At 71.6% G+C, this 25,047-nt stretch carries 24 protein-coding genes and 1 riboswitch; of the genes, 13 read left to right on the forward strand and 11 right to left on the reverse strand.

The genetic code is table 11. The features are described 5' to 3' along the window. Nucleotides 1-135 precede the first annotated feature (135 nt). The 7 genes from OG811_RS20470 to pseB are packed head-to-tail and all read right to left on the reverse strand — an operon-like array spanning nucleotide 136 to nucleotide 7,463. The gene (locus tag OG811_RS20470) at nucleotides 136-771 is read right to left on the reverse strand and encodes an alpha-ketoglutarate-dependent dioxygenase AlkB (RefSeq protein ID WP_406067957.1); all 636 of its coding nucleotides are present in this window, start codon (nucleotides 769-771) and stop codon (nucleotides 136-138) included. Between the two features lie 45 nt (nucleotides 772-816). Beyond that, a complete protein-coding gene (locus OG811_RS20475) occupies nucleotides 817-1,875 on the reverse strand; it encodes a PseG/SpsG family protein (RefSeq protein ID WP_406075821.1) in 1,059 nt (352 codons plus the stop codon). Next, complete coding sequence (locus OG811_RS20480; protein ID WP_406075823.1) at nucleotides 1,872-2,624, reverse strand: cytidylyltransferase domain-containing protein; 753 nt, start codon at nucleotides 2,622-2,624, stop codon at nucleotides 1,872-1,874. Before OG811_RS20480 ends, OG811_RS20475 begins: the two co-directional genes overlap by 4 nt. 20 nt (nucleotides 2,625-2,644) lie before the next feature. Beyond that, entirely contained in the window at nucleotides 2,645-4,474 is a 1,830-nt protein-coding gene (locus OG811_RS20485) for a class I SAM-dependent methyltransferase (protein WP_406067959.1), read from the reverse strand. Beyond that, complete coding sequence (locus OG811_RS20490) at nucleotides 4,464-5,312, reverse strand: hypothetical protein (protein ID WP_406067960.1); 849 nt, start codon at nucleotides 5,310-5,312, stop codon at nucleotides 4,464-4,466. The genes OG811_RS20485 and OG811_RS20490 overlap by 11 nt, the downstream gene beginning before the upstream one ends. Nucleotides 5,313-5,322: 10 nt before the next feature. Then, the gene (locus OG811_RS20495) at nucleotides 5,323-6,480 is read right to left on the reverse strand and encodes a DegT/DnrJ/EryC1/StrS family aminotransferase (protein ID WP_406067961.1); all 1,158 of its coding nucleotides are present in this window, start codon (nucleotides 6,478-6,480) and stop codon (nucleotides 5,323-5,325) included. Then, entirely contained in the window at nucleotides 6,477-7,463 is a 987-nt protein-coding gene (gene pseB / locus OG811_RS20500; protein ID WP_272617064.1) for a UDP-N-acetylglucosamine 4,6-dehydratase (inverting), read from the reverse strand. Before pseB ends, OG811_RS20495 begins: the two co-directional genes overlap by 4 nt. A 362-nt stretch (nucleotides 7,464-7,825) precedes the next feature. On the opposite strand from pseB, the gene OG811_RS20505 reads away from it, so the two are divergent. Beyond that, nucleotides 7,826-9,562, forward strand: coding sequence for a hypothetical protein (locus OG811_RS20505; RefSeq protein ID WP_406067962.1), 1,737 nt, complete (start codon nucleotides 7,826-7,828; stop codon nucleotides 9,560-9,562). Between the two features lie 102 nt (nucleotides 9,563-9,664). On the opposite strand, the gene OG811_RS20510 is transcribed toward OG811_RS20505, so the two are convergent. Further along, nucleotides 9,665-10,174, reverse strand: coding sequence for a GNAT family N-acetyltransferase (locus OG811_RS20510; RefSeq protein WP_406067963.1), 510 nt, complete (start codon nucleotides 10,172-10,174; stop codon nucleotides 9,665-9,667). Between the two features lie 100 nt (nucleotides 10,175-10,274). On the opposite strand from OG811_RS20510, the gene OG811_RS20515 reads away from it, so the two are divergent. The 6 genes from OG811_RS20515 (at nucleotide 10,275) to tnpB (ending at nucleotide 15,175) form a co-directional block, all read left to right on the forward strand. Then, nucleotides 10,275-10,526: an acyl carrier protein gene (locus tag OG811_RS20515; RefSeq protein WP_091401397.1), complete on the forward strand. Its 252-nt coding sequence runs from the start codon at nucleotides 10,275-10,277 to the stop codon at nucleotides 10,524-10,526. A 5-nt stretch (nucleotides 10,527-10,531) separates the two neighbouring features. Further along, nucleotides 10,532-11,806, forward strand: a complete 1,275-nt coding sequence (locus OG811_RS20520) for an AMP-binding protein (RefSeq protein WP_406067965.1) — start codon at nucleotides 10,532-10,534, stop codon at nucleotides 11,804-11,806. After that, nucleotides 11,799-12,554, forward strand: a complete 756-nt coding sequence (locus tag OG811_RS20525; RefSeq protein ID WP_406067966.1) for an SDR family NAD(P)-dependent oxidoreductase — start codon at nucleotides 11,799-11,801, stop codon at nucleotides 12,552-12,554. Before OG811_RS20520 ends, OG811_RS20525 begins: the two co-directional genes overlap by 8 nt. Continuing rightward, nucleotides 12,538-13,014: a hypothetical protein gene (locus OG811_RS20530; RefSeq protein ID WP_406067967.1), complete on the forward strand. Its 477-nt coding sequence runs from the start codon at nucleotides 12,538-12,540 to the stop codon at nucleotides 13,012-13,014. Before OG811_RS20525 ends, OG811_RS20530 begins: the two co-directional genes overlap by 17 nt. 131 nt (nucleotides 13,015-13,145) lie before the next feature. Beyond that, the gene (locus OG811_RS20535) at nucleotides 13,146-13,721 is read left to right on the forward strand and encodes an IS607 family transposase (protein WP_406067881.1); all 576 of its coding nucleotides are present in this window, start codon (nucleotides 13,146-13,148) and stop codon (nucleotides 13,719-13,721) included. Then, complete coding sequence (tnpB, locus tag OG811_RS20540) at nucleotides 13,718-15,175, forward strand: IS607 family element RNA-guided endonuclease TnpB (protein WP_406067968.1); 1,458 nt, start codon at nucleotides 13,718-13,720, stop codon at nucleotides 15,173-15,175. Before OG811_RS20535 ends, tnpB begins: the two co-directional genes overlap by 4 nt. A 67-nt stretch (nucleotides 15,176-15,242) precedes the next feature. Here the strand turns inward: tnpB and pseI are convergent, their stop codons facing one another. Continuing rightward, nucleotides 15,243-16,295 carry a pseudaminic acid synthase gene (gene pseI, locus OG811_RS20545; RefSeq protein WP_406067970.1) on the reverse strand — a complete coding sequence of 351 codons (1,053 nt, stop codon included), beginning with the start codon at nucleotides 16,293-16,295 and terminating at the stop codon, nucleotides 15,243-15,245. A gap of 121 nt (nucleotides 16,296-16,416) precedes the next feature. Next, complete coding sequence (locus OG811_RS20550; RefSeq protein WP_406067971.1) at nucleotides 16,417-17,601, reverse strand: glycosyltransferase family 2 protein; 1,185 nt, start codon at nucleotides 17,599-17,601, stop codon at nucleotides 16,417-16,419. A 259-nt stretch (nucleotides 17,602-17,860) separates the two neighbouring features. On the opposite strand from OG811_RS20550, the gene OG811_RS20555 reads away from it, so the two are divergent. The 5 genes from OG811_RS20555 (at nucleotide 17,861) to OG811_RS20575 (ending at nucleotide 23,025) form a co-directional block, all read left to right on the forward strand. Beyond that, on the forward strand, nucleotides 17,861-18,643 hold the full coding sequence (locus tag OG811_RS20555) for a S1 family peptidase (protein WP_406067973.1): 783 nt from the start codon (nucleotides 17,861-17,863) through the stop codon (nucleotides 18,641-18,643). Between the two features lie 219 nt (nucleotides 18,644-18,862). Further along, nucleotides 18,863-20,119, forward strand: coding sequence for an acyltransferase family protein (locus OG811_RS20560; protein ID WP_406067975.1), 1,257 nt, complete (start codon nucleotides 18,863-18,865; stop codon nucleotides 20,117-20,119). Between the two features lie 92 nt (nucleotides 20,120-20,211). Continuing rightward, the gene (locus tag OG811_RS20565) at nucleotides 20,212-20,616 is read left to right on the forward strand and encodes a hypothetical protein (protein WP_406067977.1); all 405 of its coding nucleotides are present in this window, start codon (nucleotides 20,212-20,214) and stop codon (nucleotides 20,614-20,616) included. A gap of 130 nt (nucleotides 20,617-20,746) precedes the next feature. After that, on the forward strand, nucleotides 20,747-21,517 hold the full coding sequence (locus OG811_RS20570) for a hypothetical protein (protein WP_406067979.1): 771 nt from the start codon (nucleotides 20,747-20,749) through the stop codon (nucleotides 21,515-21,517). Nucleotides 21,518-21,801: 284 nt separating this feature from the next. After that, a riboswitch (cyclic di-AMP (ydaO/yuaA leader) is annotated at nucleotides 21,802-21,942 on the forward strand. A 237-nt stretch (nucleotides 21,943-22,179) separates the two neighbouring features. Continuing rightward, nucleotides 22,180-23,025: a C39 family peptidase gene (locus OG811_RS20575; protein ID WP_406067980.1), complete on the forward strand. Its 846-nt coding sequence runs from the start codon at nucleotides 22,180-22,182 to the stop codon at nucleotides 23,023-23,025. Nucleotides 23,026-23,095: 70 nt separating this feature from the next. Here OG811_RS20575 and OG811_RS20580 read toward each other — a convergent pair whose 3' ends face one another. Beyond that, nucleotides 23,096-24,142: a hypothetical protein gene (locus OG811_RS20580; RefSeq protein ID WP_406067981.1), complete on the reverse strand. Its 1,047-nt coding sequence runs from the start codon at nucleotides 24,140-24,142 to the stop codon at nucleotides 23,096-23,098. Nucleotides 24,143-24,253: 111 nt separating this feature from the next. Here OG811_RS20580 and OG811_RS20585 point away from each other — a divergent pair, with 111 nt between their 5' ends. Continuing rightward, on the forward strand, nucleotides 24,254-25,045 hold the full coding sequence (locus tag OG811_RS20585) for an alpha/beta fold hydrolase (RefSeq protein WP_406067983.1): 792 nt from the start codon (nucleotides 24,254-24,256) through the stop codon (nucleotides 25,043-25,045). Nucleotides 25,046-25,047 lie beyond the last annotated feature (2 nt).

The following is a 25,047-nucleotide window of genomic DNA, read 5'->3' on the forward strand; positions in this document are numbered from 1 at the left end:
GTTGCCCTCCTCTGGCCCCCCGATCGCCGATCTTGCGTTTACTGCCTCGGCAATCCACGCGAAAGGGGCATTTCAGGGTCCGAAAGTGCAAGATCGGCGGGGACGTCGGGTCGGGGCGGGAGCGGGGGCGGGGAATTAGGCGACGTTTATGGGGCGGAACTGGACGCTTACTCGGGGGCCCACTGGGCGGGTGGTTTTCGGGATGGCGTGTTCCCAGGTGCGTTGGCACGAGCCGCCCATGACGATCAGGTCGCCGTGGCCTACCGGAAAGCGCAGGCTGTCGCCGCCGCCGCGTGGGCGCAGCAGCAGCGGTCGGGGTGCTCCGAAGGAGACGATCGCGACCATGGTGTCGCTGTGTGCGGAGCGGCCGATGGTGTCACCGTGCCAGGCGACGCTGTCCCGACCGGTTCGGTAGAGACACAGGCCGGCGGTGACGAAGGGCTCGCCCAACTCGGGCGTGTAGTGCCGGGTCAGCGCGGCCCGGGCGGCGGTGAGCACGGGATGGGGGAGTTGCCTGTCGCCGTCATACCAGCAGAGCAGGCGGGGCACGTCGACCTCGGTGTCGAACATGGTGCGCCGCTCGGCACGCCAGGGCACCTCGGTGAGCAGGGTGTCGAGGACGGAGTCGGAGCCCCGCACCCAGCCGGGAAGGTGGTCGACCCAGGCGCCCCGGCTGAGCTGGTGTCGCCGGATCTGGCCGGGCAGTGGTCCCAGGGTCGGCCCGGCGTCGGCCAGGTCGAGCATCGACGGCTGGTAGGCGGCCTGCGTCATGCGGTCACCCTAACAGCACTTTCGTACACCCGTGCCAATGGGCGATCAGCCGGTGACGGCGGCGGGCCGTACGGAGTCGAACACCGCGTCCACGACTCGTGCCCGGCCCTGCCCGTCGACGGTGGACCAGGCCTGTGCGGCGAGCGTTGCGCGCCGCTGCGGCGAGCTGAGCAGCCCGTGCAGGGTCCGCGCGGCCGTCGCGCGGGCGGTTCGTCCGGGCACCCCGGCGGCGTTCAGCTCCGGCAACTCGCCGAGGCCGGCGGCCAGTCCGTGGCGCACCACCCGGGTGTACGACTCGCGTTGGTTGTCGACCACGCAGACCAGCGCGGCGGGTGCGCCGAGGCAGCAGAGTTCCCAGGTGGACGTGCCGGCGGCGCTGACCACCAGGTCGGCTTCGGTGATCAGTTTCGGTAGCAAGGTGGTGGGCGGGACCGGCCGGATGATCTGCCCACGACCGGGCTCGACGTCCTCGACCTCGGCCTCGATCTCGGGCCTGCCGACGATGACCGTGAGGTCCATCGGGTGGCCGGTGGCCACCAGCACCCGGGTCAGGACCGGGGCCGCGCCGACCGCGTCGGTGCCGCCGAAGAAGGCCAGCACCCGGGGTCGGCTGACCGCCGTGGCGGGCGGGGGGACCGGTGGTCGGGCGGTGATCACGGAGTCGCGCAGCAGGGCGTACCCGCTGCCGGCGAGCAGGCGACCGGGCAGCCCCGGGAGCTCCGCGCCGAAGTTCTGGTCGAGGTAGAGGTCGGCGACCTGGCCCCGGCTGTCCCCGTCGATCACGGCGAGGGTGAACACGCCGGCGTCGCGCAGGGCGCCCGCCCCGGCCGGGTCCAGCTCGTAGGAGTCGAGGACCAGCACGTCAAGCTCGTGGCGGCGGGCTGTCTCGACCAGTTCAGCCGGCGAATCCGGGCCTGGGCGCAGGGGGATGCTCCGCGCGGCAAGCTCCGCGGTGGCCCAGTCGAGCCGTTCGACGGTGCCGAACACCGTGACGTCGGCGCCACGGGCCAGGAACTCCTCGGCGAGCGCCAGGCAGCGGACGAGGTGGCCGACGCCGCGCTGCGGCCCGGCGTCGCAGCGCACCCCGACCCGGAGGGTGCTCAGGACTCCTCCAGTTGCTTCTGTCGCACGTCGGCGTTGAGCGCGCGCAGCTGGGGCTGCCCGTGGAGCCAGTCGGCGAGCTTGGCCAGCGGCACGCTGACGTCTCCGAAGTGGTCGATGACCGCGCTGACCAGCGCCCAGTCCTGCTCGGTGTCGAGGGTCAGCCGCAGCGCGGAGCGGTCCGGGGTGAGCGTCACGCCGAGCACCCGGAACAGCTCCGGGTGGGTGTACGCGTACGAGGTCACATGCACCCGGTGGTGATCGGTGGCGAGCCGGCCCAGGGTGCGCAGCGTCTCCGCTCGAATGATCTCGACGTCCAGCCCTCGGGGCAGGGTGCGGGCGATCGACGTGCTCGCGTAGTCCAGCCCGGGGACCGCGCGGTACACCGACGCGACCAGGGTGATGATCTCCGGGTCGAGCAGCGGGCAGTCGGCGGTGAATCGCATGACCGCGTCCCCCGGGTGCGCCGCGAGAGCGCCCACGAATCGACCCAGCACGTCGTCGACCGGCCCGCGGTGGCACGGCACGCCCAGCCGCTCGCACTCGGTCACCACCGCGTCGTCGACCGCGTCCGTGCTGGTGGCGACCACCAGATCGGCCAGGACGCCGCTGTCGCGGGCGGCGCGCACCACCCGGCCCAGTACGGAACGCCCGGCGAGCGGGCGGAGCACCTTGCCGGGCAGCCGGGACGAACCCATCCGAGCCTGCACGATGCCGACGATGCGTGGCCCCGCGTCGTCCGTCGGGGCCAGCCCGGGCTCCGGTACGCCGGTCACTGCTGTTCCTCCTGCTTCGGGGCGAGCACGGCGGTGGCCCGGCGCTTTGCGGCGCGGGCACCCCGCTTGGCGAGCCGGGCCGGGGTGATGGCGAGCCGGCCGACACGGTAGCTGAGCGACCCGCTGAGCAGGCCGATCGTCGTCTCGGCGCGGCGCAGCGCCCGTTCCCGCGAGGTGAGCAGTTCCTCGGTCCACGCGGTCAGTGCCGCCAGCCGGGTGAGTTCCTCGCGTTGGCGCAGCCACGCCTCGCGCAGCTGCTGGTAGCTCTGCGCACCCCCGACCGGCGGGTCGGTCGGTGCGACGGCGTGCAGCTCGGTGGCGAGGTTGACCCTGCCGTCGGCGTCCAGCCCGTGCAGCGCGGCGGCGATGGCCGCCTCGGCCTGCACCGCCTCGGCGACGGTTGCGCGGTCGAGGTCGTTGCCGGCGAGGCCGCCGAGCACGACGGTCAGGCCCGCGACGTCGAGGGTGGATGACCACGGGTGGGCGTACCCGCCGGTGAGCAGGCCCGCCGCGAAGCGCCACAGCCCCCGGGCAAGCACCACGTCGGCGGGCAGCGCGACGGTGGCCCGCCAGCTCGGGTCGAGCACCGCGTAGCGCTCGCCGTCGAGCACCACGTTGTCGGTACCGGCCAACGCTGCCGCGCCGGCGATCCGGCCGTCGCTGTCGGCCTGGTCGGCGAGCCAGACCGCGTACCCGTGCAGCAGCGTGCGCAGGGTCGCCAGGTCGCGGCGGAGGGCCGCGTCGAGCAGCAGGGTACGCAGCAGCCGGCCGGACGGCACCGGCCCGGCCAGCGCGTCCGCGTCCCGGTACGCGGCCTCGCGGCTGGCGAACGGCGCGGCGCCCGGCCTGTTCGTGCCGGTGGACGCGGTGAGCCCCCAGCGCCACCCCGACGGGCCGTGCAGCACCTCCAGCACGCCGATCCCGGGACGCCCGGTCTGCATGAGAGCTACCGGCAGGTCCCGGTCGGTGGCCGGTGCGGTCGGGTCCGCAGGGCCGGCGGGCCGCTGGGCGAGCATCAGCCAGCCGGGTGCGAGGTCGGCGGCGCGTCCGGCGTGCAGTGCGTCCACCGCCAGCCGGGCCGGGTCCTGAAGCACGGTGGCGCTGGTGAAACCTCCGGCGCAGGCGCCGTGCAGCACCGCGTCGAAGAGGCCGGAGCCGGTGTCCCGGTCGAGGTGGTCGGCGTCGAGCAGCGCCGTCGGGGTGCTGATGTCGGGGTACGCGGCCCAGCACGCGGCCGGCCGCAGCCCCGCTGCGGTGAGCCGCTCGCGCAGTTGGTCCCGGTTGGCCGGGTGGGCGCGGTCCAGCACGCCGCCGATCATCCAGGCGGCATCGTCGCGGCCGGCGTACCAGGGGGTGGTGTCGACCAGCCGGTGCAGGCCGAGCGGGTTGTCCAGGCGCAGCAGCAACGCGCCACCGGGTCGCACCGCGTCGACGAGTCGGGCCAGCACACCGTCCCAGCCGAGCCGGGTGCCCTCCACCGACTCCACCGGGTCCAGCCCGGCACCGGCGATCACCAGGTCGTACGTCTCGTCAGCGGGAAGCCCGGTTGGGCCACCCACCACCACGTGGGCGGCCCGCTCGGCCAGCGCCACCGCGTCCGGATGGCTGCGCAGCAGGCACGTCACCTCGGCGTGGGCCAGCTGGTCGAGCAGCGCCGGGTCGTGCGGACCGGCCACCAGGACCCGGGCGCCCGGCGACACCAGCCGTGCGGCCAGCGCGGCGAGGGGCCCACCGTCGGACAACCGTTCCTGCGGCAGGTCCGACCAGGCCAGCATCTCGCCGCCCGGCAGGGTGATCCGGCCGGCGGGTGCCGTCTTAGTCGTCACGGTCTTCCTCTTCCTCCTGGAGGTGCGCCCAACCGAGCAGCTCGCGCAGCTCGGCCGGGGTGCAGCGGTCGTCGGTGCCGAGCTCGGCGCGGGCGATCTGGACCGCGGTGGGCAGGTCGACCGCGGCGCCGTGCAGCTGCGGCCACTGCCGCCGGATGCGGGCGGTGCCGCCGAACGTCGGGTCCTCGTTGGACAGGATCATCGGGTCGCCGTAGACCGCCGGTTCGCACCCCGCCGCGATGCCGTAGAAGATCGCGCTGGTCAGCCGGTTGGATGCTACCCGGCGGTGGCGGCGCAGCTCGGTGAGCTGTTTGTCGAGGAACTCCGGGTCGGTGTCCTTCCACCAGTGCCCCCGGTAGCCGTGGCAGATCACCCGGAACCCGGCGCGCTCGTAGAGCCGTCGAACGTTGCGCATCCGGTATTCGTGCCAGTAGAGGCACACCGTGACCGGGCCGGGCTCGGTGTCCTGGATGAGGGCGATCAGTTTGCGGTGGTCGCCCTTGACGTGCTGGCCCTCCCAGCCGTGGAACGGGTACCAGATGGTGCCCTCCCGCTCCTCGGCCGGTGGTTCCTCGGGGCGCATGGCCAGCAGGTAGACGAACGGCGCTCCGATCACGACCACGTTGCGCCGCCCCACCGACCAGGCCCGACGACGGGTCTGTTCCGACCAGAGCAGGCTCGGGGTGCGCTCGGCGTACGGGTGGCCGGGGGCGAGGCCGTCCCCGATGTTCCAGCCGTGCTGCACGTACCCGTTGATCCGCGGGGGGTGCCGGTCGCCGAGGCCGGCGTAGCGGGCCAGCACGTGGGCGTGGCCGTAGAAGTGGTTGGCGTGGTGCATCAGGTTCCCATCAGGCGGCGGAACGCACCGTGCCGACCCGGAGGGCCGCGGCGAGCGCGTCGATGACGCGGTCCTGGTCGGCGTCGCTGAGTCCCGGGTAGAGCGGCAGCGACAGCTGCTGAGCGTAGAACGACTCGGCCACCGGGCAGGATCCGCGCCGGTAGCCCAGGTCGGCGAAGGCCGGGTGCCAGTGCGCGGGGATGTAGTTGACCTGGACACCGATGCCGGCGGCGCGCATCCGGTCGTACACCTCGCGGCGTCGCCCGTCGAGCACCCGGATCGGGTACAGGTGCCAGGCCGGGTCGGCCCACGACTTGCGGGCCGGCAGCAGTACGCCGTCCAGGTCGGCGAGGGCGTCGTTGTACCGGGCCACCAGCGCGCTCCGGCGGGCGACGAAGTCGCCGAGTCGGCGCAGCTGGCTGCGGCCCAGGGCGCAGAGCACGTCGGGGAGGCGGTAGTTCAGCCCGAACTCGTGCACCTCGTGGTACCAGCCGCCCTCGTTCGGGAAGCGCAGTTCGTCGCGATCGCGGACCACGCCGACGCTGCGGAACCGGCGGGCCCGCTCCAGGACCCGCGGGTCCAGTGCGGCGACCGCGCCGCCCTCGGCGGTGGTCAGGTTCTTCGTGGGGAAGAACGAGAACGTGGTCAGGTCGGCCAGCGAACCGACCGGTCGGCCGTGGGACGTCCCGCCGATCGAGTGCGCCGCGTCGGCCAGCAACAGCGCGTCGCTGCCGTCGACCGACGTGCGCAGGGCGTCGTAGTCGGCCGGGTGGCCGGCGTAGTCGACCGCGGCGACGACCTTGGTCCGCGAGGTGACCGCCGCAGCGGCGGCCGCCGGGTCGAGGCAGAAGGTCTCGTCCTCGACGTCGGCGAACACGATCGTCGCGCCCAGGGCGACCGCGCTGCTGGCGGTCGCCACGAACGTCATCGGCGGTACGACCACCTCGTCACCCGGGCCCACCCCGGCAGCCGCGTACGCCACGTGCAGTGCCGCGGTGCCATTGGAGACGGTGGTGACGCCGACCCCGCCGGTCCACCTGGCGAGATCGGCTTCGAAGGCGTCCACCTGCGGACCGGTGGTGAGCCAGTCGCTGTGCAGCGTGTCGACCACCGCGGCGACGTCCTCGTCGGTGACGGACTGCCGCCCGTACGGGAGCATCGCGGTCACGCGCCGGTGATACCGAGCATGTCGCGCAGCTGCTCGACGGTGAGCCACTCGTCGTTGGTGTCGGACTGGTAGGCGAAGCCGTCCGGCACCGGGTCGCAGTCGACCGGCGGCTGGTAGCCCCAGGTGGCGATGGTCGGCTGAACGATGAACCGGCCGTCGGCGCGCAGCGTCCGCCGGCTGTCGTCGGGCGCGATCATTTCCTCGTGCAACTTCTCGCCCGGCCGGATCCCGATCTCGTGGGTGGTGGCGTCCGGGGCCACGGCCTCGACCAGGTCGAGGATGCGCATGCTCGGGATGCGCGGCACGAACAGCTCGCCACCCTGCATCTGGTCGAACGAGTCCATGACGAACTGCACGGCCTGGTCGAGCGTGATCCAGAAGCGGGTCATCCGCTTGTCGGTGATCGGCAGGCTCTTGCCCTCGGCGGCCAGCCGGCGGAACAGCGGGACCACCGAGCCGCGGCTGCCCACCACGTTGCCGTAGCGGACGACGGAGAACCGGGTCGGGTGCTGGGCGGCGTAGTGGTTGGCCGAGACGAACAGCTTGTCGCCGACCAGCTTCGTCGCGCCGTACAGGTTGATCGGGCTGGACGCCTTGTCGGTGGAGAGCGCGATGACCTTCTTGACACCGGCCTCGATCGCCGCGTCCACCACGTGCTGGGAACCGGTGATGTTGGTGGCGATGAACTCGGAGGGGTTGTATTCCGCGGTGTCCACCTGCTTGAGCGCGGCGGCGTGCACCACGTGGTCCACACCGTGCATGGCCCGGGTGAGGCGGTGCCGGTCCCGGATGTCACCGATGAACCACCGCAGCCGTGGGTCGTCACCGAGTTGCTGGCGCAGCTCGTACTGCTTGAGTTCGTCGCGGGAGAACACCACCACGCGGGCCGGGTCGGCCTCGTTGAGGATGTGCCGGAGGAACGTCCTGCCGAAGGAACCCGTTCCCCCGGTGATCAGAATGGACGATCCATTCAACTCACTCAATTTGATGCTCCCGTGTTCGTGGATGAACGAGCGGCCCTGGGCCGGCTGACCGGGGTGACACGCTAGCCATGGCCGGTTAACTCCTCGACGCTCGCGGGTTAATCACGACCCCTGCTCCTGTGAATGCCAGGCACCGCGTAGGCAAACACTCTCGGCCAGCCCGTAACCGGTCTGACCTGGCCCGATTAGACCGTTACAGTGACCGCGCGAGCGACCCGGCGACCCTGCGCGCACCGGTCTCCGCGTCCACCCGACATCCGCACCGGCTCGGTGCGAGCGGGTCACCCCGAGCGTCACCGACGCGGGTTCACGTGCCGTCGGTCCGCGCGGGCCCGGTGCGGCCAGCAATTCTGGAGGCGTTGATGGCATCCGGTAGCGACGTGATCGAACGGCCGGCCGTGGTGGCCGGGACGCCGGGCTCCGCACCCGCGCGACGTTGGCTGGTGCCGCTGCTGCTGGTCGTCGGTTGGGTGCTCAGCGTGGCCTGGCGGATGTGGCTGTCCCGGCACATCGTGCTGCCGATCGCGCACACCGACGAGGACAGCTACCTGAACACCGCCCGCGCGCTCGCCGGTGGCCCGGGCGGCTTCAGTAGTGAGAACGACCTGCTGCGCCGGGTCGGCTACCCGATGCTGATCTCGCCGGCGTTCCTCGGGGACCGGGACTTCGCCGACAGCTACCGCATCGTCCAACTGATCAACGCGATGGCGAACTCGACGCTGCTGCCGCTGGCGTACCTGCTCGGTCGCCACCTGCTCCGACTGCGCCGGTCGTACGCGCTGCTCGGTGCGGTCGCGGCGGCGACCCTGCCAGCCACCGTCTTCTACGCGGGCATCGCGATGATCGACACGGTGATGGCGCCGCTGGTGGTCGCCTGGCTGCTCGCCGTGCACCGCTGGATCGCTCGGCCCGGCCCGCTCGCCGCCGCCACCGTCGGCCTGCTGGTCGGCGGGTTCCACCTGCTGCACTCCCGCGGCCTGGTGATCGTGGCGGTGCACGCCGGGTTGGTTCTGCTGCTGTTCATCCGCCGCCGGATCAGCCCGCTCGCGGTGCTCGCGGCGCTGCTGCCGGTGCTCGCCATGGCGCTCGTCAACGAGGCCGCCATCCGCTACCTCGGCAACAAGGTCTACCTGCTCGGCAGCACCCCTGATGGCAGCACGTTCGAGGCGGTCGCCTCCGCGCAGGGTGTGGGTCGCGCCAGCGCGGCCATCGCCACCCAACTCTGGTACCTCGTGGTGATCACGTTCGGGATGGCGGGGGTGGCCTGGGCCGCCGCCGTCCGCGAGCTGTGGCGCCCACGGCACGGCGACGCCGCCCGGTGGACGATGGGCGTCGCGCTGGTGGTGACCGTCGGGGTGGCCGGCGGCGCGTCGGTGATCCTGGCCGGCATCACCGGCAAGCCGCTGGACGCGATCTACGGCCGCTACGTGCAGATGCTGGCGCCGTTCTGGCTGCTGGTCGGGCTCGGGGTGGTCCTCACCTCCGGGCGCCGGGTGGTGCTGCGCCGAGCGGCCGTCGCGGTGGCCCTGCTGGTCGGCGGCGGTGCGCTGATCGCCGTCCGACTCGCGTACGCGGCCAGCCAGGGCCACCGGTTGCGCTACGGCGGCTTCAGCGCCCCGGACCTGGCGGCATTGACCGGGAGCTGGCGGGAGATGCGGCCGGTGATCGGGTCGCTGGTCGGCGTCGCCGGCTGTCTGCTGCTCGTCGCCGCCGTCCTGGTGCCCCGACTGCGGCTGCCGATGCTCGGCGTTCTCGTCGTGGTCAACCTCGTCACCATGCAGGTGATCGACCAGCGGATCGTGCGGCCGGCCGTCGCGACCGCCGCCCCGACGCCCCGGGTGGCCGACGTCGGCGTACGCCCCGGCGAGCGGGTGTGGGCCTCGACGGGTGTGCACTACGTCCTGCGGTTCAACCTCAGCCACCAGGTGGCCTGGGCCGACGTTCGATGGTTCGGCGACCAGCAGCCGCCGGCCGCGGCTCAGGTGGTGTTCGCCCGCTGGGCACCCGGCCAGGCCGACGACTGGGACGGCACGGCGTACGGCTTCGTCCGACTTGGCGGCAACCCGCAGCAGCACTGGGCGGCCTGGCGGCGGGCCTGACCCGCCACGCCCCGGTTGACACCGCTATTCGTGAACGGCGGATGTCCACCGGGAACACGGTCGGTTAATGATTGTCGTCCACGGCGGAAATGCGTTGGGCAATCAGCGCTGACGGCGGTCTGCCCGAGCCAGGGAAATCGGGATGACGGTGATTTCCCGACCGTCGGACAGCTCCTGTCGTGGGGTGCCCTCCACGAATCGGAAACGTTGGTTCATCTGTCGTACGACGGTATTGTGGCCGAGCACCTCGCCGTCGAGGCGGTCCAGGTGCAGCCCGTCGAAGGCGTACTCGACGGCCTCCCGCATGACCCCCAGCCAGGCGGGCAGCGTCTCGCCCCGCGCGTCCAGCCCGTCGGCATCCAGATAGAAGCCCCACGCGCCGGTGCGCGGGCCGTCCAGCCGCAGGTCGAAGAAGGTGACCACACCGCAGGGCAGGTCGTCGCGGACGTACACCAGCACCCGCCGGGACGGGTCGACACGGACCGTCGACCACCACCGGGCGTGCTCCTCGGCGGTGATCTCGTGACTGGTTTTGCTGACCTGGCGGTTGGTCTCCTGATTACGCCAGGACAACATCAGATGAACGTCGTCCGCCGTCGCTTCGCGCAGCACGTGCGTCTCGCTTTCTTATCTGTTCACGTCGGGTCCCGGCACCTTACCCGGGCCTACCGGGAAATCAGATATCCATTCGTGGGGCTGTAGACTGCGGCGCATGAACGAATTGAGTCGCGCGCAGATCCGCGACCTCATGGCTCAGGTGCTGAAGAACCAGGACAAGGAGCTGCCCGCGGACGACGCGGCGCAGTTGCGGGAGATCGGGTTCCGGTCGCTCGACTTCTCCGAGTTGGCCCTGCGGGTGGAGGACGAGACGGGGGAGGAGCTCAACTTCGACGCACCCGGCCTGCGCCGCATCGCCACCGTCGGGGACGTCCTCGACTTCCTCGTCGAGCTCCAGCACCAGTGACCGTCGTGACGTCGCGCCACCCCGCCGCCGCGCACCCGGAGCCGGCTGGTGCCGACAACCGGCTCGTCGTCGGTGGCGCCACGCTGACCTGGCGCTCGCTGCCGACGCCGGCGCTGCCCGACCCCGCAGCGGTGCTCGCCCACTCCGCCGTGCACGCGCTCACCGCCGCTCGGCAGCACGCCGTGCACGGCACCGAGCTGCTGCTCAGCAGCGCGAGTCGGGTCGACACGGCGATGCGTACGGAGCTGCTGGAGGCCGGGTTCACCGTCAGCGTCCTCGACGACGACGGAGTGCAGCCGAGCGTCCCGGCCCAGCCGCGAGCCGCCGAGCCCGGCCGGCTCTGGCTGCTGACCTCGGGCTCGACGGGGCGTCCCAAGCGGGTCGGGCACACCTTCGACACGCTGACCACCGTCCGGGCCGACCAGCCCGATCGGACCTGGCTCTGTCCGTACGCCCCCGGCACGTACGCCTGGTGGCAGGTGGTCACCCTGTCACTGACCCAGCCCGGCCAGCACCTGGTGGTGGTCGAGCCCGACGAGCTGGACGACTGGCCCAGGGTCGCCGCCGCCTGCGGGGTCGACGCCGCCTCCGGCACCCCGACCTTCTGGCGTCGCACCCTCTACCGCGATGCCGTCGCGCTGGCCCGGGTGCCGTTGCGCCAGATCACCCTCGGCGGAGAGCCGGTGGACCAGGCGATCCTGGACCAGCTGCGGGCGGTCTTCCCCACGGCCCGGATCTCCTGGATCTACGCGTCCTCCGAGGTGGGCGCGTCCATTGTGGTGCACGACGGGCGGGCCGGGTTCCCGGTCGACTGGCTGGACCGGGAAACTCCCGGTCGGCCGACGCTCTCCGTCCGCGATGACGAGCTGGTGGTCACCTCTCCATACCACGGGGCCGGTCTGGCTGGCCCGATCCGCACCGGCGACCGGGTGCAGATGCTCGACGACCGGGTCCTGATCACCGGCCGGCTGGATTCCGACGAGATCAACGTCGGTGGCAGCAAGGTCTCCGCCGGCGTGGTCCGCAATGTGCTGGCCGGGCATCCGGCGGTTGCCTGGGCCCGCGTGACCGGCCGCCGCGCCCCGGTGCTCGGCCGGATGGTGGTCGCCGAGGTGGTCCTCGCTCCCGCCAACCCGTCCGATCCGGCCGACCGCCCGGACACCGACGAGGCCGCGCTGGTCCGCTGGTGCGCCGACCGGCTTCCCGAGCACGCCGTGCCACGCCGGATCCGCGTGCTGACCGAGATTCCCGTCAAGGAGACCCTGAAGAGCGATGTCTGACCCCGCCGACACCCAACTCGTCCCGCCCAGCTCCGTGGTTCTCGTCTCCGGTGGCTCCCGAGGGCTGGGCCTGGCTATCGTCACCGACCTGCTCGACGCGGGCGTCACGGTGGCCGCGTTCGCTCGCACCATCACCCCGGAGCTGGAGAAGCTCGCCGCCGAGCACCCCGACCGGGTGCACGTCGGCTCGGTGGACGTCACCGACCTGCGCGCCGCGCAGAGCTTCGTCCGCGAGGTGGAGCAGCGCCTCGGCCCGATCGACGGCATCGTCAACAACGCCGCGATGGGGCAGGACTCGCTGCACGCGCACACCGCCACCGAGGACATCGCCCGGATCATCGAAACCAACCTGACCGCCCCGCTGCAGCTGACCCGGCTGGTGATCCGCCGGATGCTCGCCAAGGGGCTGCGCGGGCGAATCGTCAACATCACCTCGATCTGCGGGCAGCGCGGTTTCCCGGGCCTGGTCGCGTACTCGGCGACCAAGGGCGGCATGGACGCCGCCACGCGCTCGCTCGCCCGGGAGTTGGGCGGTCGGATGCTGGTCAACTCGGTCGCCCCCGGCTTCTTTGCCTCGGAGATGTCCGCCGTGCTCGGCCCGACTCAACTCGACCAGATCGTGCGCCGCACCCCGACCGGTCACCTGACCGAGCCGGTGGAGGTCACGCCGGTGGTGCGGATGCTGCTGCGGGAGCACACCAACATCAACGGCCAGGTCATCGTGGTGGACGGTGCCGCCGCCATCTGACCTGGCCCGGCAGCCCCGGCCCCGTCCGGTGCCGGGGCTGCTCGCCGCCGCCGAGCGGCATCTGCGTATCGGCGTCCCCGCCGACCTGGCCGACGCGGTGACCCGCAGTCACCTCGACGACGGACGCTGCGTCGGCTGGTACGGCCCGCCGACACCCGGGTGGCGGGTGGCCATCGACGCGGAACGCGCGGACGCTCCGGTGCCCCCGGTGCTGGCCCGCCGGTTCGGCGTGGAGGACTTCTGGGCGCGGTGGACCCGCGCCGAGTGCTGCTGCAAGCTGACCGACGTGCCGGTGGCGGCCTGGTGGCGTCGCCACGGGCTCAGTGCGCCGGCCGACGGATCGGCGCTCTGGCGAACCCTGCGCGTAACCGACCTGGTGATCACCGTCGGCTTCGCCCCGACGTGCCCTCCCCGCGATCTTGCACTTTCTGACTCCGAATCACGGCTTACACGCCTTTGATCCCGACAGCAACTGCAAGATCGCCGCCAGGGCTCCTTGATCGACGGGTCAGGTGGGCCGGGCCGGGGGTTAGCAACAGCTCCGGATTTTATGGGCAATTATAGTCGGACATTTACATGTATTGTGGGGGTGTGAAGCTCTCAGACTGGGCACGCGAGCAGGGCGTGACCTATCAGACCGCCTGGCGGTGGGTGAGGGACGGCAAGATGCCCGTCCCTGTCCGTCAGGCGCCGTCGGGTACGTGGATCGTGGAAGAGGCGCGGTGCGCAGCCGGTCGCGTGGTCGCTTACTGCCGCGTGTCCTCCAGTGATCAGAAGGGTGACCTGGACCGCCAGACCGTGCGGGTTGTGGAGGGGGCAAACGCGCAGGGCCTCGCCGTGGCGGAGATCGTGACTGAGATCGGCTCTGGCCTGAACGGCAAGCGCCGCGAGCTGCATCGCCTCCTCGCCGACCCGACTGCGGCGGTGATCGTGGTCGAGCACAAGGACCGGCTGGCCCGGTTCGGTGTGGAGTACCTGCAAGCCGCGCTCGCTGCGACCGGGCGTCGCCTGGTGGTTCTGGACGCGGAGGAATCCACGAACGACCTGGTCAAGGATATGGCCGACGTGTTGACGTTGATGTGTGCCCGGCTGTATGGGCAGCGGGCGGCGAAGAACCGTGCCGCTCGCGCTCTGGTCGCCGCGACCGGCGAGGAATCGTTGGTGTGAAGAAGTTCGAGCCGCGGCCCGGTTTCGTGGTCCAGGCGTTCCGTTTCGCGTTGGATCCGAACGTCACGCAGGAGCAGCGGCTGCGGTCGCACTGTGGTGCGGCTCGCGCCGCCTATAACTGGGCTGTCTGGTGGGTGATGGCGTCGTGGTGGCAGCGGAAGGCGGAAGGGTCGTACGGCATCGCCGAGGAGGAGTTGACGCCGTGGCGGCCGTGGTCGTTGCTGGCGTTGCGGAAGGTGTTCAACGAGGTCAAGAAGACCGACCCGCGTTTCGCCGGCTGGTGGCAGGAGAACTCCAAGGAGGCGTACAGCACGGGCCTGGCGAACGCGGCGGCGGCGTTCGACAACTACGCCAGGTCCAAGCGCGGGCAGCGTAGAGGCAAGCGCGTGGGCATGCCCCGGCAGAAGTCCAAGCACAAGGCGCGGCTCGCCTGTCGGTTCACCACTGGCACCATCCGGGTGGAGCCGGACCGGCGGCACGTCACGCTGCCACGGCTCGGGGTGATCCGCACCCACGAGTCCACCCGCAAGCTGGAACGCCGCATCGCCAACGGCACCGCCCGCATCTTGTCCGCCACGGTCAGGTTCGAGCGGGGCCGGTGGTTCGTCTCCTTCCAGGTCGAGACCCAACGCGCCGCCGACCGCGCTGCGGCGCGCCCGGATGTGGTCGCGGGTGTGGACCTGGGCGTGACGTGCCTTGCGGTGATCGCCGACAGCCAGGGCGAGGTGCGGTTCGTGCCGAACCCGGCGCACTACGACGGCGCGCTCAAGCAACTCAAACGGCTGTCCCGGCGGGTCTCCCGCCGCCAGGGGCCGGACCGGCGCACCGGGCAGCGGCCGTCCAGGCGGTGGCTCGCCGCGAACACCGAACGCAACCGCGTGCACCATCGGGTGGCGAATCTACGCGCCGACGCCCTACACAAGCTCACCACCGACATCACCGCCGAGTACGGCACCGTCGTGGTCGAAGACCTCAACGTGGCCGGCATGCTCCGCAACCGACGCCTCGCCCGCAAGATCGCCGACGCCGGCTTCGCGGAAATCCGCCGGCAGGTGGAGTACAAAACCGCATGGAACGGCGGTCGGCGGTTAGTAGCCGACCGCTGGTATCCCTCCAGCAAGACCTGCTCGGCCTGCGGCGCCGTGAAAGCCAAGCTGCCGCTGCACGTCCGAGTGTTCACCTGCGATGCCTGCGACCTGGTTATCGACCGGGGCGCCAACGCAGCCCGCAACCTCGCCGCCCTCGCCGCGGCAGAGACAACGGGTACCGGAGTGGCCGGAGACCCGGGCGTGCAAGCGCCGAAACCGCGTGGAGCCGACCAGAAGACCCGCACCACCACCCGCAGCCGCAAGGCCGCGGGTGGGCGGGCAGGTGGCGAAACCCTGCCACACCAACGGCAGCAGGAAACGCGAGACCGTCATCAGGACACCGAAACGCAACCCGCGCTCCGGTGACACCGTTACGGACCTTTCCAGCCGAAAGGCTGGGATTGCTGACATCCGACTACGGAATCAGCAACGGTCAGATCAGGTCCCAGCTCAGCGGGGTGCCGCGCGGGACGTCGGTGGCGAAGGCGCGGCCCAGCACCCGGTCGATGTCCACCGGGGCCAGCCCGCCGGCTGGCCGGATCGAGCGAACGTTCTGCGCGGTCACCGGGTCGCCCGCGCGGACGTCCTCGACCACGAAGAGCGAACGGCGGAACCGCAGCCCCTCCCGCTCGGCCGGGGTCGGGCCGATCGCGGTGCCGCCCAGCGCCGCGTACGCGCGGCCCGACTCGGCGACCAGGGCCGTCAGCTCCGCCGGGTTCAGGGAGAAGTCCGAATCCACGCCGCCGTCGGCCCGGTCCAGCGTGACGTGCTTCTCGATGAAGCAGGCGCCGAGCGCCACCGAGGCGACCGCCACCCCGATGCCGGGCGTGTGGTCGGAGAGCCCGACCGGCACGTCGAACGCGTCGGCCAGCACCGGCAGTCGGCGCAGGTTGCTGTCGGCCGGCGGCGCCGGGTAGGACGCGGTGCAGGCCAGCAGGACGATGCCCGCCGCGCCACCGTCACGGGCGGTTCGCACCGCGGCGTCGATCTCGGCGACCGTCGCCATTCCCGTGGAGATCACCATCGGCTTGCCGGTGCTGGCCACGAGCCGGATCAGCGGCAGGTCGACCAGCTCCGACGAGGCGATCTTGTACGCGGGTGCGTCCAGCGACTCCAGCAGCGCCACGGCGGTCGCGTCGAACGGTGACGAGAAGACGGTCAGGCCACGCGCACGGGCCCGCTCGAAGATCGGGGCGTGCCACTCGTACGGGGTGTGGGCGCGCTCGTAGAGGCGGTACAGGTTCTCCCCGCCCCACAGTTCGTGCCCGCTGGAGATCCGGAACGCCGGGGTGTCGACGTCGATCGTGATCGTGTCCGGTCGGTACGTCTGGAGCTTCAGCGCGTGCGCCCCGCTCTCGGCCACCGCGTCGACGATGGCCAGCGCCCGGTTCAGATCGCCGTTGTGGTTGCCGGACATCTCGGCGACCACGAACGGTCGCTCCCCGGCACCGATCGCGTGCGGTCCGATCTTGATTGTCGCCGTCATTCCGACCTCTGCTCAGGTACGTCTCCGCACCGGGGTGCGGTGGTGCTGTCGTCGTCCACCCGGCGGGGGACGACCTGGAAAACCAGGGCGCCGGAGCCGACCTGGCTCCCGGCGCGGGTGGTCACGGCAGGCGTACCCCGACCAGCGCGTTGGGCCGGTCCGTCGTGGCGTCGTCGACGGCGTGCCCGGCATCCGACCCGCCGGCGGCGTCCGCCGGTCGGCCCGGGTCCTCGTCGGCCCGGGCCGAGCCGCTGCTCTCGTCGGTGCCACCCGCCGGGCCCGACCGGCGCAGCCGACCCGCGACCCGGTGCGCCTGGCGCAGCGCCGAGTACGCCAACCAGTCACCACGCCCGACCAGTCGATGCTTGAGCCCGACCGCACCCGAGGGCATCGGGTAGCCACCGGTGGGCAGGTAGCGGCGGTAGTGCTCGGCGACCCGGTGGAAGAAGGCCCGCCGCAGGTGCGGGTGCAGCCGGTCGTCGTTGCCCACCACCACCAGGTAGTGGTTGATCATCAGCTGGAACAGTTCGGCCTGCAAATGCTCGTCCGGGTGCTTGCGGGCGACCCAGTCCAACAGCCGCTCGTACTGGGCGAATGCGTCGAAGTGCCGGCCGCTGCGGGTGGAGGTGATCGCGCCCTGCCGGCCCTGCCGGTACAGGTAGCAGATCCGGTCCAGCACGGAGATCTTCTCCGCCCCGATCAGCAGCGGGTGGCTGAACGGGATGTCCTCGTACCAGCCGGGGAAGAACCGCAGCTCCAGCTCGTCCAGGAAGTCGCGGCGGACCACCTTGTTCCAGGCGGTGTGCTGCACCCGCAGCAGCTGCGGTTGGTCGGCCAGCCGGGTGACGCCGGGGATTCCGCGCAGCAGGTGACTGCTCGCGTCGACCTCCCGCCGGCCGTCCTCCTGCACCCGCAGGTGGTCCAGCATGAGCACGTCGGGCTGGTGCTGGCGCAGCCGGTCCAGCACCGCCGCGATCGTGCCCGGCGGCAACCAGTCGTCGCTGTCGATGAACCAGACGTACCGGCCGGTGGCCACGTCGAGTCCGGCGTTGCGGGCCAGGCCCAGACCCACGTTGCTGCGCAGGTGCACGACGTGGACGCCGTCGCGGCTGACGGCGTACGAGCGGAGCATGTCGCCGCAGCCGTCCGGAGAGGCGTCGTCGACGGCGATCAGCTCGACCGTTTTCGACTCGCCTGCCGGGACGTCGGCCCGGATCGACTCGAGGCACTGGTACAGGTACGCCTCGACGCCGTACACGGGCACGACGATGCTCAGCAGCGGTGCGTGCGTCGGCTCATTGACCACGCCCGCCACCTTCGACGACCCGGGTGGCCGACCACGGAACCTGACGTGGCCACCGATGGTGGAGTCGCTGAACTCCCGCCCAGCGGAAGGTTAACGCCAGTCGGCGGGGGTCCCAGAGTCTGGGAGACCCGAAGACCGGTCCGGTGGGCAGAGGCTGGGTCGCCAGCCTGTTTTTGGGACACCCACGGCAGACGGGGCTGCGCGGAAGGTCGGCATCGAGCGAAGATCGTCGACACCTGTCCCGATCAATGGAGGTTTCATGAAGAGGTTGACGGCAGTGTTCCAGGCCACGGGGGGAGCCGGTCACACCAGAGGCGGTCGCATCGCACGCGCCGCCGTTCTGCTCGCCGCACTGTTGGTCACCGCCCCGCTTGTCGCCCCCGGGTCGGCCGCCGCGGCGCCCGCGCCGATCATCGGGGGTGAGACCCAGACCGACGCCGACGGGCTCGCAGCAGTGCTCATCGACGGTCAGTACAACTGCTCCGGCTCGATCGTCGACAACTACTGGGTGCTCACCGCGCGGCATTGCATCTATTCGGGCAGCACCCGGATCGCCGACAGCCGGATCAGCGTCCGGGTCAAGAGCATCTACTACTACACCGGTGGTGGCGTGGTGAACGTCGCCGACTCCCGGGTGCGGACCAACCACGACATCGCGATGCTCAAGCTCAACCGGTCCGCGAACGCCCAGCCAGTCCGGCTGCCCACGGCGACCACCAAGGTCGGCGCCACCACCTACGCCTTCGGTTGGGGTCGGACGTGCGCGACGTGCGCTCCGTCCGCGATTCTGCGCCGAGCGACGCAGAACGTCACCTCCATCAACGACACCGACTACCACGGTGGCCGGGCCATTCGCACCACCGGGATGAACGGCGACTCCTGCTTCGGTGACTCCGGTGGTCCGCTGTTCAAGCTCGTCGACGGCCTGCGTTACCAGGTGGGCGTGTTGTCCATGGTCAGCTCCGGCTGCACCGGCACCGCCTACTGGGGGACAGTGCCGGAGAGCCGGGACTGGATCATGGACGTGATGGCCACCGTCTAGGACGACGTCGACCAATGAGCGGGCCGGCCCGATCCTGGGCCGGCCCGCTTCGCGCTCAGTGCGCGTGGGACGCGTCCGGTTTACCCGGTAGTGGCCCCGGTAGGGTGCCCCGGGTGCGGCCCTGCCGGGCCGTCGTGGGCGTCGCCGTCGCGTCGTCCGACGCCGCGCCGAGGAGGATACGAACGTGCTGGTGACCCTGCCGAGCTTCGGGATCCCGGCATGACGAGCGCCGCCGCCGTGCCGGCTGCCCAGCCGGCCCCCGCACCAGCCCGGCTGCCCTCGCTGACCGGGCTGCGCTGGATCGCCGCGTTGCTGGTTTTCGGATTCCACGCGGGCACCATGCGGATCATCGCCGAGCCGGACTACAAGGCCGTCGTCGATACGCTGTTCACCCTCGGCCTGTCCGGGGTGCAGTTCTTCTTCATCCTCAGCGGCTTCGTGCTGGTCTGGTCGGCCCGCGCGGGTGACTCCCGGCGCAACTTCTGGCGACGACGGGTCGCCAAGATATACCCGAACCACCTGGTGCTGTGGGGGGCGGCGCTGCTGGTCGCCTGGTGGTTCGCCGACCCGGTCCTCCCGGCGGCCGCGCTGGAGAACCTGTTGCTGTTGCAGGCCTGGGACCCCCGGCCGGGCTGGTTCTACAGCATCAACACCGTGAGCTGGTCGCTCTCCTGCGAGTTCTTCTTCTATCTGTGTCTGCCGCTGGCGCTGCCCCTGCTGCGTCGGGCCCGGCCGAAGCTGCTGTGGGTGCTGATCGTCGCGCTGCCGCTGCTGATCCTCGCGCTCTGGCCGGCCCAGCAGTTGGTGCCGGAAGTGAGCCGATGGTGGTTCACCCAGGTCTTCCCACCCGTGCGGTCGCTGGAGTTCTGGTTGGGCGCGGTGGCGGCCGAGTTGATGCGCCGTGGCCTCTGGCGCGGCCCGGGGCTGACCGTGGCCAGCGGGATTTTCCTGGCCACCTGGGTGGCGGCTGCGGAGTTTATCCGCGCCGAACTGTGGACCACTCTGCTCGCGGTCGCGTACCTGCTGGTGATCACCGCTGCCGCGGACGCGGACGTGCGGGGTAGGCGCTCGCCGTGGCGGTCGCGGCCGTTGGTCTGGCTCGGCGAGGTTTCCTTCGCCTTCTACCTGGTTCATGTGCTGGTTATGACGAGCGTGCTGCGCTGGAGCGGGGACTGGGGGACCGGCTTCGAGGGCTGGCGTGGCCCGGCCGTGGTGCTCGGCTTCCTGGTGGTGAACCTGGTCCTCGCCGGGTTGCTGCACCGCTTCGTCGAGACCCCGATGATGCGCCGACTCGCGCCGCGTCGTCCGGCCCGACCGGCGTCCGTCCCCGGACCGGCGTCCGTCCCCCGACCGCGCACGGCCAGCACCGAGGCCCCCAGCACCGAGGCCCCCAACACCGCTGGCGTCGGGCCTCAAGCCGGGGCCGGCGGGGCCGACCCGGCCGACAGCCGATCAACGTACGTGGATTCGCGCTGACACCATCCACCCTGGTCGGTGGGATCGGCGCGGCGTGCGCCGACACGCCCGTGGTCGGTGCGTCCGGGCCGGCACGCCGGTAGCGTGGGGAGGTGCTTCCGGTCGCGCTCACCTGTCCGCTGTGGTGGGTGGCGCGCTGGGCGACACGGGTGCTGACCAGCCTCGCCGTCGTCGCGGCCCTGGCGCTTGGCGCGGGCCCGGCCACGGCCGTCGCACCAACGCTGAGCGCCGCGCCGAGCGCAGTGCCAATCCCGTTCGCCGCCGGATCGCCGGCGACGTCGTGCCGGCCCACCGTGGCGCAGGGGCCCGCTCAAACGGCCAAGGCGGTCCCTGATCGGGCCGCCGAGAAGTCCCCGACCTGGTCGGTCGACTCGCTGCCCGGCGGCCAGGTCACCGTCGTGGCCGGCGTGCTGCCGGTGTGCGCCCCCGGGTCCGACCGGCTGCCCCTCGTCGGCGGTCCGAGCAGCCGGGCGCCCCGGGCCCCACCCGGGCGCTGAGCCACCGGGATGAGCGTCCCGTCGCCGCGCCCTGTCGACCCACCAGCTCCGCCCCCGCCGATCCGTGGCCCGCCGTGGCCAGGTTGCCGGTCGGGCTCCACCGCATTGCTCTCTCCCCGAGGTGCCGACCATGGAGACCGTTGTCTTCTACCAGTTCGTGACCGAGGTTCCGCAGGCCGCCGCCATCTGGTCGGCCCTGTTCCTGCTGACACTGGGCGTACTCGCCGTGCTGGTCGCCCGACCCGAGCGGGACCGGCCCACGGACGACCCGCTCCCGGCGGCACCCACCGCTCGGGAGGTGGCCGAGGCCGAGGCCGTCGACCTGCGCCGGTACGCCGAGGAGGTGGCCGTCGCGGCGGCCGGCGCGGCCACGACCGCGCGGCGGCGACGCGCGGCCTGGCTGACCGCTCAGGAGGAGATGGAGCGGGCCTGGAACGGGTACGACGAGGCGGACATCGCGGCCCGTCGCTTCGCGGGTGCCGGGGCGCTGCCCACCCCGCATACCCCCCGCACCCCCGCCGAGTACGCCCTCCGGGAGCGCTACCTGCTCCGCGCGGCGACCGCGGCGCACTGGCGGGGCGACCTGACCATGGCGCAGCTGGGCGACGTGTTCGGGCACCGGCGCGGTTGGGATCCCCGGCGGCACCCGGTCGAGCAGGAGGTGGTGCTCAGTCGGGCGATCCGGGACGCGAGACGGGCCGACTACGAGGCCGCCGCCGCCCGGGAGCGGGCCGCGTGGCGGGATGCGGAACTGGCCGCCGACGCGGCTCGCACCCTCGCCGACGAGGCGTACGCGGCAGTGGCCCGGCTGCGGCCGAACCTGGTACCCGCTCGCCGGGCGGCGAACGGGACGTGCCGTCCCGCCGTCGTGGCACGCTGGCGTCCGGCCCGAGCAGGTTGAGCCCGATCCGTGATGTGAGCCCGGTCACGTAACTGGGAAATCGGGCGTCCGGCGCGATCGGCTCGATTTTTCCGGTGATTGTGACCGTATTATCGGCGGCCTGTCCGGTTGTCGCCCGCAGGCGTCACCATAACCGCTTGTCCCATCGAGTCACATCATCGGCAATACGCGCAGAAATTGTCGCGCCGATCGGGGTTTACGCAGGTGAACCTGGCTTGGCAGGGTGCGGACCGGCCAGTAGTGTCGTCTCGTCCGGTGCGGTAACCGATCGCAAGAGGCGACGCCGCGCCGACCCGCTCAATCGTGAAAACGAACCGGGGACCCACCAGTAAGTCCGGGGTGAATCCGCGAGCCATGGCCCGCGGTAGGGCGATCTTCCCGCCCGAATCCGTCAGCTAACCCGGTAGGCGGTGTCGGAAGGAGTTCCATCCTCGTGCAGCACCTTTCCACCCCTCGGTTGTTCCCTCGCCTCCACGGCGCAGCGGTGCCCCCGCTCATTCGTCCAGTGACGGTGAGCTGACCCCCCCGGGTCATCGCCTATCCCGCCCGGCAGCGCCGGGCGTTCCCCTGAGCGGTTCACCATCCGCGGACCACGGTCCGCGCGCTGGCGCCTGCCCGGATATACCGGTCCGGCCCCGGTGTGCCGCTCTCCCCCCGGATCCGTGGAGGACCCCGTGAAGCACACCCTGCAGCGTCAGCTCCGCCGTTTCGCCACCGAGCGCCCATACCAGATCGTTGCCGCCTCCGCCGCGGCCCTCGCGATCGCCACCACCACCGGTGGGCTGGTCGCCGTCGCCGACGACGACCCGGCCAGCCAGCGCACCGCGACCACGGTCGCCGAGATGCGCAGCGACACCGCCGCCTCCCGCGGTGAGGCGCGCGACGCGTCCCCCTCGGCCAGCGCCGCGCCGACCACCGCCCCGGCTACCACCGCCGCGTCACCCGCGGCCAACGCCAGCAGCAACCCGGACCTGAGCCTTAAGCCGGCCCCGCCGAAGCCGCCCGCGACGAAGATGCTCGACTACGACTACGAGGCGCAGAACACGTACTACAACTGCGGCCCGGCAGCCACCCGTAACGCGCTCAGCGCCGCCGGCATCGACCGCACCCAGAACGAGCTCGGTGCCAAACTGGGCACCACCGAGATGGGCACCAACTCGGCCCAGGACACCACCCGGGTGCTCAACGCCGAGGTGAAGGGTTCCCCGTACCGGACCCGGATGTTCGCCGGCGCGCCCAGCCCGGCGCAGATGGACCGGCTCCAGGCCGACGTCGTCAAGGCCATCACCGACGGCCGCGGCGTGGTGGCCAACGTCGTCGGCGACGCCACCGACACCAACGGCGGTTGGCGCTCCTACGGCGGCGGGCACTACGTCGCCGTGGTGGGTTACAAGGACAACGGCCGGACCGTGCGGATCGCCGACTCGGCGAACGCGGCCGACCCGTCGTACTGGATGACCACGATCGATCTGGCCAACTGGATCGCCAACCGGGGTTACTCCGCCTGACCTGGGCGCAGCCGACGCGGGCGCCGTCCCCCACAAGGGGCCGGCGCCCGCGTCGTCTTTGTCGGTGCGGTCAGTAGGTGATGAAGCCGTACAGCGCGAGGTGGTTCGACTTCGTTCCGCTGACCGTGTGGCCGATGCTGGACGGCTGGACGGTCCCCTTCACGAAGAGGTAGTCGATCTTGCTGGAGCCGTTGGTGGCCGCCGACCCGTAGCCGGTCATGCCGTAGCCGCTCAGCGTGCCGGGTGCGATGCCCGTACGGTTCGCGTCGATCCCCACGACGCGGACCGTGGAGGCGTTCAGCAGGCTGGTCGCGTCCGCGCCGAGGTGGATGCCGCTGTTGGCGATGCCCCGGTCGCCGTCGCCGGCGCAGGCGTTCTGCCGGTTTTCCTGCGGCAGGTGCATGGTCGCGGCGAACACGCTCGTGCCGGTCGCCTTGATGGTGAACCGGGCCGCGATGGCGCTGGTCCGCTTCCACTTGTGGTAGTCGGTGCTGTCCGGATCGCTGTTCGGCGGCTTGTACAGCGTGCATCCGGCACCGTTGGCGTACGCCGTGCCCGGCTTGAGCCAGCCAGCACTCCAGTATTTCGAGATGTCGCCAGCGGCGAGGTTGAGCGTCTGCTTGTTCCAGATGATGCCGTTGGTCTGCTTCTTCTTGAGGTCGCCGAGCGACTGCGAGCTGCACTTGTGCGTGCCACCCCAGGGCTCCGGGTCACTCCACGCCACGATCGCCCCGTAGGTGCCCGCCGGGTAGCCGAACTTCGCCGACAGTTGGTCGGCGTACGCCTCGGCCTGGCCGGTGCCGCGCACCTGCTGCACGATCAGGATGTCGGGCGCCACCACGGCGCTGGTGCCGGTGCGACCGGCGTCGTCGACCAGGATCGAGGTCAGGTGGTCCGGCCCGGAGATTCGGGTGCAGCTCCCGTCGGAGTTGTTCACCACCAGGTTCTCGATGTTGTTGTTGTAGACCCGTAGGACCCGGTCGGCTGCCGCGACCGCCTCGACACCCGACCCGCCGTCGCCGGTGGAGACGTCCATGGGTGTGCCGAGCGCGGGGTGGGTCGGCGGCGCGCCGAGCGCGACGGCCGCCAGGGTCGCGGCCAGTGCTGATCCGAGCATCCTGAACACTGTGGGCTCCTCTGCGCGAGGGGATCGACACGTGACGCTCCCCGTCCAGGCACCGCACTCTACAATGGACCTTGCTTGGCCGGTGTCCCGCGAGTGACGCCGATGACGACCCTCGTACCCGGCCGTGAACCGTGGGAGACTGCGGCCGTGGTGGATGAATCGGGTGGTCACTCTCATCGAAGGCCGGTCCTGCTGCTGCTGCACGGCATGGGGGCGACGGGTGACGTGTGGTTGCCCTCGGCGCCGTATCTTGAGCAGCGCTGGCCCGGGCGGTGGCTGGCACCGGACCTCGCCGGTCACGGCTGGGCGGCGCCGCTGTCGTCGTACTCCTTTGCGGGTTTCGCCGGCCGGATCGCCCACGGCCTCGCCGCCGACGACCGGCTCGTCGTGCTCGGGCACTCGCTGGGTGGGGTGGTCGGCCTCGCGTTGGCCGCCCGCACCGCCGGGCTGCCGGTGGACGCGGTGGTCGGTCTGGGCATCAAGGCATCGTGGTCACCCGCCGAGCTGACCCGCGCCGCCGAGCTGGCCGCGCGCCCGGTGAGCTGGTTCGCCAGCCGCGCCGAGGCGGCTCGCCGCTACCTGCGGGTCTCCGGCCTGGTCGGCCTGGTCTCGCCGGATGACCCGGTCGTGGCCGCCGGGCTGCGTCAGGTCGACGGCCGGTGGCGCCTCGCCATGGACCCGACCACCTTCGCGGTCGGTGAGCCCGACCTGGCCGCTCTGCTGGCGGCGACCGACGTGCCGGTGGTGCTGGCGCGCGGGGAACACGACCCGATGGTCACCGACGAACAGCTCAAGGAGTACGGCGTGCCGGTCGCCACGCTGCCCGGTCTCGGCCACAACGCGCACGTGGAGGACCCGGCGGCCGTGCTGGCGCTGCTGGACCCGTACCGCTGACC

The organism is Micromonospora sp. NBC_01638, from assembly GCF_045209745.1.
Classification (GTDB): Bacteria; Actinomycetota; Actinomycetes; order Mycobacteriales; family Micromonosporaceae; genus Micromonospora.

What these genes read in the sequence shown, in the direction of transcription:
- OG811_RS20470 (WP_406067957.1), bottom strand. Translation starts at nt 771, where the DNA reads ATGACGCAGGCCGCCTACCAGCCGTCGATGCTCGACCTGGCCGACGCC.
- OG811_RS20490 (WP_406067960.1), bottom strand. Translation starts at nt 5,312, where the DNA reads ATGCACCACGCCAACCACTTCTACGGCCACGCCCACGTGCTGGCCCGC.
- OG811_RS20505 (WP_406067962.1), top strand. Translation starts at nt 7,826, where the DNA reads ATGGCATCCGGTAGCGACGTGATCGAACGGCCGGCCGTGGTGGCCGGG.
- OG811_RS20515 (WP_091401397.1), top strand. Translation starts at nt 10,275, where the DNA reads ATGAACGAATTGAGTCGCGCGCAGATCCGCGACCTCATGGCTCAGGTG.
- OG811_RS20525 (WP_406067966.1), top strand. Translation starts at nt 11,799, where the DNA reads ATGTCTGACCCCGCCGACACCCAACTCGTCCCGCCCAGCTCCGTGGTT.
- pseI (WP_406067970.1), bottom strand. Translation starts at nt 16,295, where the DNA reads ATGACGGCGACAATCAAGATCGGACCGCACGCGATCGGTGCCGGGGAG.
- OG811_RS20555 (WP_406067973.1), top strand. Translation starts at nt 17,861, where the DNA reads ATGAAGAGGTTGACGGCAGTGTTCCAGGCCACGGGGGGAGCCGGTCAC.
- OG811_RS20560 (WP_406067975.1), top strand. Translation starts at nt 18,863, where the DNA reads ATGACGAGCGCCGCCGCCGTGCCGGCTGCCCAGCCGGCCCCCGCACCA.
- OG811_RS20570 (WP_406067979.1), top strand. Translation starts at nt 20,747, where the DNA reads ATGGAGACCGTTGTCTTCTACCAGTTCGTGACCGAGGTTCCGCAGGCC.
- OG811_RS20580 (WP_406067981.1), bottom strand. Translation starts at nt 24,142, where the DNA reads ATGCTCGGATCAGCACTGGCCGCGACCCTGGCGGCCGTCGCGCTCGGC.
- OG811_RS20585 (WP_406067983.1), top strand. Translation starts at nt 24,254, where the DNA reads ATGACGACCCTCGTACCCGGCCGTGAACCGTGGGAGACTGCGGCCGTG.